Source organism: Thermoclostridium caenicola (assembly GCF_900142095.1).
Taxonomy (GTDB): Bacteria; Bacillota; Clostridia; order DSM-8532; family DSM-8532; genus Thermoclostridium_A; species Thermoclostridium_A caenicola.
Genome location: NZ_FQZP01000030.1, coordinates 19,985 through 32,904, shown reverse-complemented (window position 1 = coordinate 32,904; position 12,920 = coordinate 19,985). Strand labels below are relative to the sequence as shown.

Sequence of the window (12,920 nt, the reverse complement as noted above, 5' to 3'; positions counted from 1 at the left end):
CCCTTTATTTTATCGATTTTGGGCTATATTTTTGATATTTCAAAGAAAACAGGCATTCTCACCCACGTGAAAATGCCTGTTTTTCGACAATCTGGGGTGAAGGAAGGAGTCCTTCACCTTATTTTTATGGATAAAAGCGCTTGTACTACCAGTTGTCGTCGAGCGGAAAAAACGAAATTAAGCATTTAAAAGTCGCACCCCATATTTCTGATTTTGCAAACAAGTCACATACGGTATACAATATAAAAGTCGAATTCTGCAAATTATGATTTGCCAAGAGACATTTTGCGGGGGTCATCCAACATGAAGAAATGCATGGCTTTTGTGCTTGTTTTCGGGTTATTCATTGCTTCGGGCTGTTCCTCAAGCGAACCAAGCAAGGAAGTTGCACAACCGTCAGAGCAGAAGCTGATCCTGAACCTCAATGAATCGTCCTGGGAGACCATGCCCGAAGGCGTGGAGAGTCCGGATGAAGCTATCGAACATCTTGAGTTCTATGACCAGTTTGAAAGGTACAATGAGTACGCCTTTTTCGGCGAATTCATCATTTCGGAGGAATGGATTGACGAGGAGCCCTATTACCAGCTTTTGAACGAAGAAAAGGATGTCAGGATACTGGTTGATAAAACACGGGAGAATGCCGTGATCTATCATAACGGAAAGTCCATGGAATATCGTATGATGCTTGTGCTGGGAGGAACCCCGGCCTCCACGGCCTTTGATGTACTGGATGTGACCAATGACGGGAAGGATGAACTGATTATTACGCATGGCGCTGGCGGTACCGGCGTATGGGAAAGCACCTGCGATGTCTTTGATCTGGAAACATTCCGTGAATATGCGCTCGATGAAAGCAAGATTCTCAAGGAACTCGGCTCCCGTATTACGGTTGAGCCCGTGGAGATCGTGAAAAGCAATTATCTCAAATGCAAGGTCAAGGATTTCAAAGGCAATGTCCATTTTGGCTACACAGGGTTGTCAGGAGATGATAATGATATCTCGCAATATTTCTATGATCCTGAAAGCTTCACCGGCCACTATTCATTTGAAGTCGATCTGGAAAGGCAGTGCCTGGTTGTTTCAGGCGGCATACCCATTTTGCCCATGCATGCCAGTTATCTCGGCGACTTACGTTCACCCCTGGAATTCGATCCGGCAACCGGAGGCTTCAAACTGTCCGATGAACTCATTGTGGAGCTTGTTCAACTGGAGTAATAAAGGCCTGATGCGATTTATCGGACGGCAGTTTCCGTTGAGTGTCCAACGGGACAAACAATACGCAAAAAAATTCGGGGATGGGACAGTTAAATCTTGTTAAATCGCACATAACAGAAAAAATGCCATTTGTAGTACAATGAGATATGGTGCCGGTATAAAAGCTTTTCCGGTGCCGTGTCTCTTTTCTTTTCCAACATAATACCGAGCCGGGGGAGGATATTATGTTCCAGATCGACGATTGTGTGATCTACAACGCGATGGGCGTGTACAAGGTTGTTGACATCAGGCGAGAACAGGATATCAGCGGATCGGAAACACAGTATTATATTCTTAAACCCGTCTACGGCAATAACCTGACCATCAAGACACCCGTCGATAACAACAAAACCTTGATGAGAAAAGTTCTCAGCAAAGAAGAAGTGCTTTCGCTCATCGAATCCATGCATGAGCAGGAAACCATCTGGATTGATAATGACAGACAGAGAAAAGAGATGTTTAAGGCTGTGCTGAAAACCGGCGACAGCAGGAATTGGGTAAAGCTGATCAAGACCATTCATATGAAGGAGCAGGAGAAAAAAGCCATCGGAAAGAAGCTCACCAAGGCCGATGAAGAGATCATGAAAATTGCGGAGAAAAACCTGTACGAGGAGTTTGCCGTTGCCCTGAGCATCCCGCCCGAAGAAGTGAGCTCATACATCATGGAGCTTGTTTCTTAACATGGGTTGATCTTTTTTTGAAATATTCATATTTTGATCATAATTTTGCTGTATAATAGGAAAGTCTTATGCTTTCAGAAATCCTGACATTGGCTTTCTGCAGGCGGGATAATCTATTGGGAACAAGGAGAAAAAGATGGATACTGAGAGAATGGATAACGAAAAAATGGACGCAGCCGCCTCGAAGACTTCCGGCAAGGGCCTGGTCTACATGGTGGTTGGTATTATCGCGGTCATCGCAATCGCAGCGGTGTTGCTCATAGGTTTCGGCTCAGGTGAAGTAGTGGCCAAGGTAGGCGGAGAGAAGATTACCAAGGAAGAACTCTACAACAAGCTTGTGGAGTATTATGGCGAATCGGTGCTGGATTCCCTGATCGCCGAAAAGATCGTGGACATGGAACTGAAGAAGGCCAATATCACCGTCACCGATGAAGAACTCCAGAAAGAAATGAACGAAGTGATCGAATCCTACGGCGGTGTGGATTACGTCAACACGTACCTGGCGATGCAGGGCCTTACGCTGGAAGATTTGAAAGAGGATGTCCTGTCCTATCTGAAGGTGATGAAGCTGCTTGAGCCCAGGCTGACCGCCACCGAGGAAGAGATTGTGGCATACTTTGAGGCGAATAAATCGTACTTCGACCAGCCCGAGCAGGTGGAAGCAAGCCATATCCTTGTGTATGAAGAGGAAACAGCAAAAGAAGTAAAGCGGAAGCTGGATGAAGGCGCAGACTTTGCACAGCTTGCTGCAGAGTATTCCAAGGACACCGGTAACGCCCAGTATGGCGGAGAACTTGGGTACTTCGGCAGGGGAGAAATGGTGGAAGAGTTTGAAGAAGCGGCCTTCTCCATGAAGGTCGGCGAAATCAGCGATCCGGTTAAGACCAAATTTGGCTACCATATCATCAAGGTAACCGATCGTAAGGAAGCCAAAGCGGCCAATCTGGAAGACAGCCGGGAAGAGATCAAGGAGATCCTCAAAGGACAGAAGCTCAACACGGAATATGCAACCTGGCTTAATGAAAAGAAAACGGAATACAACGTGGTCAATACCCTTGCCAAATAACCGGTTAAAAGGCTATTGAACATAAGACCTTGCGCTCCGGGGAAGGAGCGGGGCAAGGAGCAGTGAAAAAAGGCATGACTTTCGGGTCATGCCTTTTCATATCCTTAGGCTTGGCTGTCAGGGCCTGTTCCAGTTCAGCTCAGTAAACTGCTTGACGCAAATGCCGTCGGGTCTGCAATATAAGGTTTCCAGATGCTTGTGGCTTTCATCATACAAAGCGCGGGATACAACACGGTTTCCATCCTGGTCCTGCTTATGAGTTTCAACGATGAGGTAGGCCGCATTGCTTTCCGGTGTCATCGTACCCGGCATCTGGCCTGGTGTGTACGCTTCCCGGGACAGGATATTGCTGTCCTCATCCATTTGCAGGACGATGACTTGTCTTGGCGGATTAACCGCGACAAAGGACATCCTGATTAAGGCATGATGCGTTTTGCTTTTTTCGTTCTCGGTGACGGTTGTGGTAGACTCAATGGTTTGGGTAAAAGCCGTACCTTCGCTTTGGTCACCTGCCAGTATGGTTCCTGTATTTGAAACAACGTATATCCTGCCATCCTGGCCCTGGTATATCGGATTCATAAAAAAGGATGTGCGGCTGTTGCGGAATGCCCAAAAATAGATAGTGCCTTCAAGTTCAATCCTGTCTTCCTCATCATTAAAGAGAGTCCTGGAGAAACCATCACTGATGGCCTCATCGGAACCGTTTATGGTAAAATCGTTTTCATAGCCATTGGGTGGTTTGGTCGCACAAAAATAGGGAATGCCGTCAATGCCTTCAAAGGAGAACTCCGTGATTTCAAACGATTTACCTGTTTCCGGGTTTGTAAGCGTGCGCGTGACAATTTCAGCATAAAGGCGTCCCTCATACTTGCTGATATCACCATCGATGGCGATTGAACCGCCTTTTGCAATCTTATGGATATTATCATTGAGGTACCGTTCCATATCGAAAAGGTCCAGGTGCTCCCTGGTGATGAACACCCCGATCAGCCGGTCGCTGCCCCGGGTTTCTGCCAAATCCTCCCGGGCGAGCTGGCAGCCCGGAGCAGGGGGAGTGTATACCGTTTGGCAACGTTTCTGCCAAATCCTCCCGGGCGAGCTGGCAGCCCGAAGCAAAAAAGCATGTAAAAAAGGCAAACAGCAATGCAATCGCTTTTCTATTCATCGTCCTTATCCTCCAGGTTTCCGTCGAATTTCAGGATATCTCCCACATCGCAGCCAAGATAGTAGCAAATCTTGTTCATGGTGCTGAACCGAATGCCCCTGGCTTTTCCGCTGCGCAGGATGGAAAGGTTTGCCTCGGTGATGCCGATTAGCGCGCACAGCTCTTTTGATGTCATGCCCTTTTTCTTCAGTACCTCTTCCAGGTGTACCCTAATGGCCATCTGTCCAAGCCTCCTCAGACGATCAAGTCGTTGTCTTCCTTAAGCTGCTTATTTTCCCCGATGTATTGCGCCAGGAGAAGTACGGCCAGCAGGAAGGCAATGGACGGAATGGGTACCTGTACTGTGGCGCTGATCACCCTGAGGCTGTTCACAAAGGCCAGTTGAAGCAGGTTGAAACCCACGCTTGTGACCACAATAATGATAAGGGCCTTGCAACACCGCTGCGAGAGGTTTTGCGCCGCATCCACCGCGGCCTGGGAATAACGGTTGGCCTGAAGCTCCGTCAAGAGCCTTATCCCGGCAAACACCACCCATGCGTCAAGGACATAGGGTAAAGCGTTAACAAGATACTGGAGTCCGAGGAAAATATAACTGACCCAAAGACCGTCCTCGCTCCCGGTGTTTCCGGCGCGAAGCGCTCCGATGGCATTCAGGAAATCGCCAAAGCAAACGCCGAAGGCAATTGATACGAAAAGGACAGCAAGGCCGTGGAGCAGGACGGTCATGTACTTCTGGAGTCTTGGGACATCTGCGGTATAGAACAGGCGCAAAACGCGCAGAAGGAAGTATTTTGCGATCACCGACCATGCTACCGTACCCAGAAAGGATTTAACAGCGGCAATACTGGCCGGGGTTCGGATGAAGCCGGGGTTGATCATGAGGTAAACCACGGCAAAGAGCACCAGGCTCAACAGGGGCAGCAGCGCGTCTTCCAGGACCAGCCTGCGCTTTCTCCTTATAATGGGCAACAGCGTTACCGGTAAAAGGCAGAAAACAGCATAGATGAGAATGGCCATGGCGTTGCCGAGTTGTCCGGACAGGGAAAGGGCTCTTAAGCCCAGCGCGATCTGCTCGAAGGGAAAGGCCATCATGGATGTGAATACGCCGGGAATGAACTCCCGGAAAAAGGCCGCCAGCAAGCAGAGGATCGCTTCGCATGACAGGAAAAAGAGTAACATGGTTCGTTTCATAATCTCCCTCGATTATTGTAAAACAATAATTTTTCTTTCATCATAGCATGGTAATTATTGTTTTTCAATAATTATTTCTTGATTCTACCAGCAAAATTTTACTGCATGGCTGTTTGAACGCTTGCGGGGATGTAAGGATATATGATAAGCTAATATCAGTAAAATTTTGGCATAATAAACATAATCAGATAGCGAGGGTCATGCAGGGTGATGCCTGAACTCAGGCAGAACCAAAAAGTGAGGTAGGAACCATGGAAAAGAACATTCACGCAGGCCACAGGGAACGCGTCCGGGAACGCTTTATGGAAGAAGGGCTGGACAGCTTCAAGGACCATGAGATCCTGGAGCTTTTGCTCTATTACTGCGTCAGGCAGCGGGATACCAACGCGCTGGCCCACAAGATGCTTAAGGAATACGGTACGCTCCATGACCTTCTGGAAGCCCATCCCAGGGATATCGCAAGGCGCTGCAAGGTCAGTCTCAATACGGCCACCCTCATCTCTCTCTGCGTGCCGCTGGCACGGCGTTACATGAACGGGAAATGGGGGGAGAGGCCGGTGCTCAATTCCTCCTTCAAGGCCGGGGAATACGCCATGACCCTGTTTGCGGGCAGGATCTACGAGGCTTTCTTTGCCATCTGCCTTGATTCCCAGAACAGGGTTAACCATGCCGCCCTGGTTCACGAGGGAACCATCAACGAAGCGCCGGTCTATCCCAGACTGATTGTGGAAACAGCCCTGCGGCATAAAGCCAGCAGCGTCATCCTGGCCCATAACCATCCCGGCGGGAGCCTGAAGCCTTCGGTTGCAGACATAGAAGTAACCAAAAAGATCTATGCGGCACTGAAGTCCATCTCCATCAATGTGGTTGACCACATCATTGTGGCCGGTCAAAACTACACCAGCTTTGCCGAGCAGGGGCTCATTGAGTCCATCGCGCACCAATTCTAGTTCCGTATTGGGCAAACTGACGAAAAAATAATGCAATGGATTTCGTCGGTTGTAACATTTTTCAGGAAAATTCTGTCGCAACATTCCGCCCGAAAAGGGCGATCGCTGAAAACGTTCTCTCAAGCAGGTTCTTGTGTAATCTGACGGCCTCTCAAAATCACAATATGTCGTACTATTGTCATGACAACCATACAAAATCTGGATGCTTGTCGAAAAAAATCATCCTCATGAAAGCCTTGATACATGGGCTTTTCGTCATTTTGCACAAAAAATCAGACCGAAACAGGATTGACACTATATATTGTGTATGATAAACTGAACGCGACCGAAATATTGTTTTTCGCGGCAGAGCAAAACTTGATGCCGCCATGCAAAAGCAGGAGGCAATCGTCATGATTGAGAAGATACGGAAGAGAGACGGTCGCGTCGAGAAATTTGCTCCCGAAAAAATCACATCTGCCATCTTCAAGGCAGCAGCTGCTTGCGGAGGAAGTGATCTTGCCCTTGCTCAACGCCTTTGCGATAAGGTTGTCGAGCTGGCTGAGGTGAGGTACCAGGGAAAAATCCCCGAGGTCGAGCAGATACAGGATCTCGTGGAATATGTACTCATCGAAAACGGTCATGCCAAAACGGCTAAGGCTTACATCCTCTACCGCGAGAAACGAAAGAGCGCACGGGAACTGAACGCCCTGATAGGGGCCACTATCAACATGTTTGGCGATTATCTGGGCGACAAGGACTGGAAAGTGCAGGAAAACGCCAATGCACAAAAGAGCGTCAACGGCCTTAATAATTACATAAGAGAAATCTTTACCAAGAATTATTGGCTTCATGAAATTTATCCCACAGAGGTGCGGGAAGCCCATGAGAGTGGAGACTGTCATATCCACGATCTGGGCTTCTTCGGCGCCTACTGTGCCGGCTGGGATCTGCGGCAGCTTTTGCTGGACGGATTCGGCGGTGTGCCCGGAAAGGTGGAAAGCAAGCCGGCTAAACACCTGCGAAGCTTCCTGGGGCAAATCGTCAATTCAACCTTCACAACCCAGGGAGAATTGGCCGGCGCACAGGCCTGGTCGAGCTTTGATACTTACTGCGCGCCGTTCATCCGATACGACAACTTAAGCTATGAACAGGTCAAACAGTGCATCCAGGAGTTCATCTTCAACATCAATGTTCCAACCCGTGTTGGTTTTCAGTGTCCCTTTTCCAACCTGACTTTTGATATTAAGGTTCCCAACACCCTGAAAGATGAACATGTCATCATTGGCGGACAATACACCAACGACAAGTACGGTGACTTCCAGGCGGAGATGGATATGCTGAACCGGGCGTTCTGCGAGGTGATGCTTGAAGGCGACGCCAAGGGCAGGGTATTCACCTTCCCGATTCCGACCCTCAACATCACACGGGATTTTGACTGGGACAGCCCGGCTGTGGAAGGCTTCATGAAAATCACCTGCAAGTATGGCATACCCTATTTCGCCAACTACGTCAATTCCGACTTGTCTCCTGAAGATGCCGTTTCCATGTGCTGCAGACTGCGCCTGGATACCAGCGAGCTTCGCAAAAGGGGCGGCGGATTGTTCGGCAGTAATCCCATGACGGGTTCCATCGGTGTGTTCACCATCAACCTGCCGAGAATCGGATACCTGAGCAGCACAAAGGAAGAATTCAAAGAACGTCTCTATAAGATAGCCCAGATAGGCAAAACCTCACTTGAGATCAAGAGAAAAATCATAGAGCAGCAGTCTGAAAGAGGGCTTTATCCGTATTCCTGCCATTACCTCAGGAACATCAAGATGCGGACGGGAAGCTATTGGTACAACCATTTCTCCACCATAGGCATCGTCGGCATGAACGAAGCTCTGCTCAATTTCATGGGGAAAGACATCACAACCCCTGAAGGACAGGAATTTGCCATAGAAATCATGAACTTTTTACGGGATATCATGGTTGAATTCCAAAAGGAGACCGGCAATTTCTACAACCTGGAGGCCACGCCTGCCGAAGGCGCGTCCTACAGGCTTGCCAAACTGGATAAGGAGCGTTATCCCGACATCATCACAGCGGGCAGGGATGTTTGCTATTATACCAACTCCACGCAATTGCCCGTTGGGTTCACCGACGACATCTTTGAATGTCTTGACCTCCAGGACGAGCTTCAGTCCCTTTATACCGGGGGTACGGTACAACATCTTTACCTGGGTGAGAGCATCAGCGATGTGAATGTCTGCAAGAACCTGATAAGAAGGATCTTTGAGAACTACAAGATGCCCTATATCTCCATTACGCCCACATTCTCAATCTGCAACACCCATGGCTACATCTCCGGGGAGCATTTCACCTGTCCCGAGTGCGGGCAGGAAACCGAAGTATGGTCAAGGGTGACAGGCTATTTGCGGCCTGTGGCCAATTACAATAAAGGCAAGAAAGAGGAATACGCCAACAGGAAGAAGTTCGTGCTGAAGACCCAGGCGTCCTGATGATGTGCTTTCCGGGAAAGCAAATATGATTGATGTCCCAATTGGCTGAATCTTTCTCATTCAGGACCACGGGCTTCGCATCTTTGTTGGAGGTAGGTTTCCCAGCGATGAAAATTGCCGGACTTCAGAAAAACTCTCTGGTGGATTATCCCGAAAAGCTGGCAGCCGTTGTATTCACGCAGGGCTGCAATATGAACTGCGGCTATTGCCATAACCGCTGCCTCATAGGTTCCGGGGAAAGCGGGGGCATCTCCGAGGAGGAAGTGTTTGCCTTCCTTGAAAGGCGCCGCGGTCTTCTGGACGCGGTGGTCATATCGGGTGGCGAACCCACATTGCAAAAGGATCTGCATCGTTTCGTCCGGCGCGCCAGGGATATGGGCTTTCTCATCAAGCTTGACACCAACGGCACAAACCCTGATGTTTTAGAGACCCTTATCCAGGACAAACTGCTGGATTATGTGGCCATGGACATCAAGGCGCCGTTCTGCAAATACCGCCAGGTTTGCTGTTCGCCGGTCAATGTGGAAGATCTTCAGCACAGCATTGAGATTCTGCAAAGGGGCAGCGTGGACTACGAATTCCGCACAACTTACACACCGCAACTGGAGCAGGGGGATCTGTTGGATATTGCGGCGCTCATCAGGGGAGCGAGAAAGTATGTCCTCCAGCAGTACCGTGAGGTGGATCCGTCCAGCGGGCGATATACAGGCCGTGTTGAAAAGCGGAGCCTGTCCAGTTCTGTTCGTACCCATATCGCGGACAAGGTTGCCCATATGCAGCTAAGAGGCGAATTCCTGCTGGTGTGAAAAGGTTCTCAAAGCACATTTCCATTCGATGATGAAGATTCCTTTATAGACATGCTTCAGAGATTCTTAAGCCGGTGCCAAAACCGGCTTTATTGCGTTTTTACGGCATACACCAGAAACATCCCCTTTTCATAAACTGTAATATCAGGCCACCTAAAGGGGAGGGTAAGGCTTTGCTCAGAAAAAAGTTCGCAATCATTGGCGGTGATATGCGGAATGTCTATCTTGCCGATCTCCTGAAAAAGGATTACCAGTATGTTGAGATATATGGATTTGAAAAGAGCGGCAAACCATGGGCACTGAAGAGTTCACCGCTGGATTTTGTCCTGGAGGGCTCCCGCGTGGTGGTAGGAGGGATTCCTCTGTTGAGTGATAACGGTTTCTTAAACATGCCTTTGGCAAAAGAAAAACTCTGCTTCAGCGAGTTCCTTGAAAAGATCCCCGAGGGCGCTCATCTGATCGCAGGAAGGCTAACACAGCAGGTTAAGGAACAGCTGGAGCAAAAAAAGGTGAGATACACCGATCTGTTGGATCGGGAGGAGATGGCCGTTCTGAACGCCGCTGCCACGGCGGAGGGAGCGGTCGGCATCCTGTTGCAGGAAATGCCCATTACCCTTCTGGGCAGCCGTATACTCATCGTGGGTTATGGCCGGATTGGCAAGAACCTGGCAAGGCTGCTCCATGGTTTTGGCGCCGAAGTCTGGGCCGCAGCCAGGCAATATGCCGATATCGCCTGGATTGAAGCCCATGGATACAAGCCCGTGCCCATACACCATCTGGCGCGCTTTGTGTCGGATATGGACGCCATCGTCAATACAGTACCGGCCCTCGTCATAACGAAGGATATCCTCGAAAAGGTACGCAACGATTGCTTCTTACTGGATTTGGCCTCAGCACCCGGCGGAATTGACTTTAAGGCAGCCGAGGCGATTGGCCTCAAGGTCAGATGGGCCCTTTCGCTGCCCGGAAAGGTTGCCCCCATGACTGCCGGCGATATCATCAGGCGTACGATTTACAACATCCTTGAGGAAGAGGGAGGTGTTCTGTCATGACGCTGAGCGGAAAACGCATAGGTTTTGCGGTTACGGGATCCTTCTGCACCCTTTCCGAAGTCTTGATTGAGCTGGAAAGGCTTGTTTTTCTGGGAGCGGAGGTTTTTCCCATCCTGTCCACCACGGTAGCTACCACCAATACCCGGTTCGGCCGCGCCGATGAATTCCGGAGACGCATTGAACTGGTTACGGGCAAGGACTGTATCGATACCATCACGGAAGCTGAACCAATAGGCCCGAAAAAGCTGTTGGATTTGATTGTTGTTGCTCCATGCACCGGCAACACGCTGAGCAAAATTGCCAACGGCATTACCGATACGCCGGTCACCATGGCCGTTAAAGCCCAGCTGCGGAACCAGAAGCCGGTCGTTCTGGCCATTGCCACCAACGACGGGCTCGGAGCCAACGCCAAGAACCTGGGCATTCTCCTGAACACGAAAAACATCTATTTTGTACCTTTTGGGCAGGACGATCCGGAGAAGAAGAGCAACTCCCTGATCGCCAAGTTCGGGATGATAGTGCCCACCGTTGAACAGGCCCTGGAAGGCAGGCAAATCCAGCCCATCCTGGTATGATCCCGTCAGATGGTAAGGCATTAAGATCATCTGAACGATACAGAGAATCGTCAGGAAAATCATCTTGACAACCCGGTTCCAATCGTGCAATACTGTATAGACATCCCTGTTGCCAGCGACAGGGTTTTTGTCTTTATAATCCGATAAAATTTAACTGATGCAGGAAACGCGGGACATTCCGGAGGAACCTATGAAAGTATTAGATTTAAAGGACAGAAGATTCTGGAACCTGATGATTGCCATCGGCCTGCCCATAGCCCTTCAAAACCTGATCTTCAACGGCCTCAACATGGTGGATAACATCGTGATCGGAGGCCTTGGTGAAGCCAATATCGCGGCTGTGGGCATAGCCAATAAGCTGAGCTTTGTTTTCAACCTGTTCCTGTTTGGCATCAACAGCGGTGCCAATATCTTCAGTGCACAGTTCTGGGGTAAAAAAGACCTGCAGAGTGTCCGGAAGGTTTTGGGCCTGAGCCTTATAATCGGTATAACGGTGGCTGTTCCGTTCACCCTGGTAGGACTCTTGTTCCCGGAATGGTTTATTGCATTGTTTTCCAATGATCCGTTGGTGATCAGCCTGGGCGCAGTTTATCTCAGGATAGCCGCTGTATCCTTTCCCATAAGCGCGGTTACCTCATCCTACGGTATGCAGTCGAGGGGCGTGGGACGTACCAGGATTCCGCTGGTTGCCAGCGCTACGGCGCTTACCTTTAATACCGTGTTTACCTACCTCCTGGTATATGGCAAACTGGGGATGCCCAGGATGGGCATTGCCGGAGCAGCGGTGGCCACCTTGGGAGCCCGCTTAATTGAATGCGTGATCCTGTTGAGGTTGATCTATAAGAACAAGTTTGAGCTGGCTGCTAAACTCTCCGAGTTCAGAGGTTATTCCGCCCAGTTCCTGAAACGCTTTGCCCGGTCCGTATCACCTGTTATCACCAATGAGTTGCTTTGGGCCATCGGCGTTACCGGGTATACCTATTTCTACGGTAAGCTTGGTACCGAGGCTGTGGCGACTGTCCAGATCATGGAAGTCGTTAACAGTATATTCTTCTCTTTGTTTGCCGGCCTGGGCAACGCCTGCGGGGCCATTGTCGGCAACATGATTGGTGCCAACGAGGACGACACGGCAAGGGTTTATGCCAAACGCTCGGTGGTTGTGAGCGTAGGGTTTGGCGTTGTGACAGGGCTTCTCATGATAGCTGTTATGCCGCTGTTCTTAGGCCTTTTCAATATCAGCGCCGAAACCCTGGAGATCTGCAGGAAGGCGGTATATGTTTATGCGGCCTATACCATCCCCAAGGTTATCAACATCGTCATGATTATAGGCGTATGCCGGGGTGGTGGCGATACGTTGTTTGCCATGTTTGTGGATGTGGGGGCTCCCTGGCTCATCGGACTTCCCATGGCTTATCTGGGGGTGGAGGTCTTTGCCCTTCCGGTATTCCTGGTCATGGCCATGATCAATCTGGAAGAGGTGGCAAAGTGCATCTTCGGAATTATACGGTTGCTCTCAAACAAGTGGCTGCACAACCTGGTCCACGATCTGCCGCGGGATGAGGAAGTTGCCGTTTCTGCCGATAACGCTTAAGAAAAAGGCCCATTCCTTGATGGATGGGCCTTCTTACGCTCATGTATAAAATCGTTTGATGTGTGAATGACAGGTCTTCCGGAAAAAATGCCGGGAGGGATGATTTG

13 protein-coding genes are annotated in these 12,920 nt (G+C 49.7%); 10 read left to right on the top strand and 3 right to left on the bottom strand.

The genetic code is table 11. From position 1 onward, the window contains the following. From F3H12_RS13345 to F3H12_RS08620, 4 genes are all read left to right on the top strand, one after another. A partial coding sequence (locus F3H12_RS13345) for a hypothetical protein (protein WP_207706818.1) occupies positions 1-189 on the top strand: 189 nt, incomplete at its 5' end. A 114-nt stretch (positions 190-303) separates the two neighbouring features. After that, the gene (locus tag F3H12_RS08630) at positions 304-1,215 is read left to right on the top strand and encodes a hypothetical protein (RefSeq protein WP_149678946.1); all 912 of its coding nucleotides are present in this window, start codon (positions 304-306) and stop codon (positions 1,213-1,215) included. A 224-nt stretch (positions 1,216-1,439) separates the two neighbouring features. Then, positions 1,440-1,934: a CarD family transcriptional regulator gene (locus F3H12_RS08625; protein WP_149678945.1), complete on the top strand. Its 495-nt coding sequence runs from the start codon at positions 1,440-1,442 to the stop codon at positions 1,932-1,934. 136 nt (positions 1,935-2,070) lie between these two features. Beyond that, complete coding sequence (locus tag F3H12_RS08620) at positions 2,071-3,000, top strand: foldase protein PrsA (RefSeq protein WP_207706816.1); 930 nt, start codon at positions 2,071-2,073, stop codon at positions 2,998-3,000. Between the two features lie 117 nt (positions 3,001-3,117). Here the strand turns inward: F3H12_RS08620 and F3H12_RS08615 are convergent, their stop codons facing one another. The 3 genes from F3H12_RS08615 to F3H12_RS08605 form a co-directional block, all read right to left on the bottom strand. Next, on the bottom strand, positions 3,118-4,017 hold the full coding sequence (locus F3H12_RS08615) for a hypothetical protein (RefSeq protein ID WP_149678944.1): 900 nt from the start codon (positions 4,015-4,017) through the stop codon (positions 3,118-3,120). Positions 4,018-4,157: 140 nt separating this feature from the next. Further along, positions 4,158-4,385: a helix-turn-helix domain-containing protein gene (locus tag F3H12_RS08610; RefSeq protein WP_149678943.1), complete on the bottom strand. Its 228-nt coding sequence runs from the start codon at positions 4,383-4,385 to the stop codon at positions 4,158-4,160. A 14-nt stretch (positions 4,386-4,399) separates the two neighbouring features. After that, a complete protein-coding gene (locus F3H12_RS08605) occupies positions 4,400-5,356 on the bottom strand; it encodes a hypothetical protein (RefSeq protein ID WP_149678942.1) in 957 nt (318 codons plus the stop codon). Between the two features lie 251 nt (positions 5,357-5,607). On the opposite strand from F3H12_RS08605, the gene radC reads away from it, so the two are divergent. The 6 genes from radC to F3H12_RS08575 all read left to right on the top strand — a co-directional run bounded on the left by radC (position 5,608) and on the right by F3H12_RS08575 (position 12,813). Then, entirely contained in the window at positions 5,608-6,306 is a 699-nt protein-coding gene (radC, locus tag F3H12_RS08600) for a RadC family protein (RefSeq protein ID WP_149678941.1), read from the top strand. A 392-nt stretch (positions 6,307-6,698) separates the two neighbouring features. Beyond that, positions 6,699-8,789 (top strand): ribonucleoside triphosphate reductase, encoded by a 2,091-nt coding sequence (locus F3H12_RS08595; RefSeq protein WP_149678940.1) that lies wholly within the window; start codon positions 6,699-6,701, stop codon positions 8,787-8,789. Positions 8,790-8,896: 107 nt separating this feature from the next. Then, positions 8,897-9,595: an anaerobic ribonucleoside-triphosphate reductase activating protein gene (locus F3H12_RS08590; RefSeq protein WP_188118456.1), complete on the top strand. Its 699-nt coding sequence runs from the start codon at positions 8,897-8,899 to the stop codon at positions 9,593-9,595. Between the two features lie 173 nt (positions 9,596-9,768). Next, on the top strand, positions 9,769-10,647 hold the full coding sequence (gene dpsA, locus F3H12_RS08585; protein ID WP_149678938.1) for a dipicolinate synthase subunit DpsA: 879 nt from the start codon (positions 9,769-9,771) through the stop codon (positions 10,645-10,647). Continuing rightward, complete coding sequence (locus F3H12_RS08580; protein WP_149678937.1) at positions 10,644-11,222, top strand: dipicolinate synthase subunit B; 579 nt, start codon at positions 10,644-10,646, stop codon at positions 11,220-11,222. The genes dpsA and F3H12_RS08580 overlap by 4 nt, the downstream gene beginning before the upstream one ends. A gap of 190 nt (positions 11,223-11,412) precedes the next feature. Then, the gene (locus tag F3H12_RS08575) at positions 11,413-12,813 is read left to right on the top strand and encodes an MATE family efflux transporter (protein WP_188118455.1); all 1,401 of its coding nucleotides are present in this window, start codon (positions 11,413-11,415) and stop codon (positions 12,811-12,813) included. Positions 12,814-12,920 lie beyond the last annotated feature (107 nt).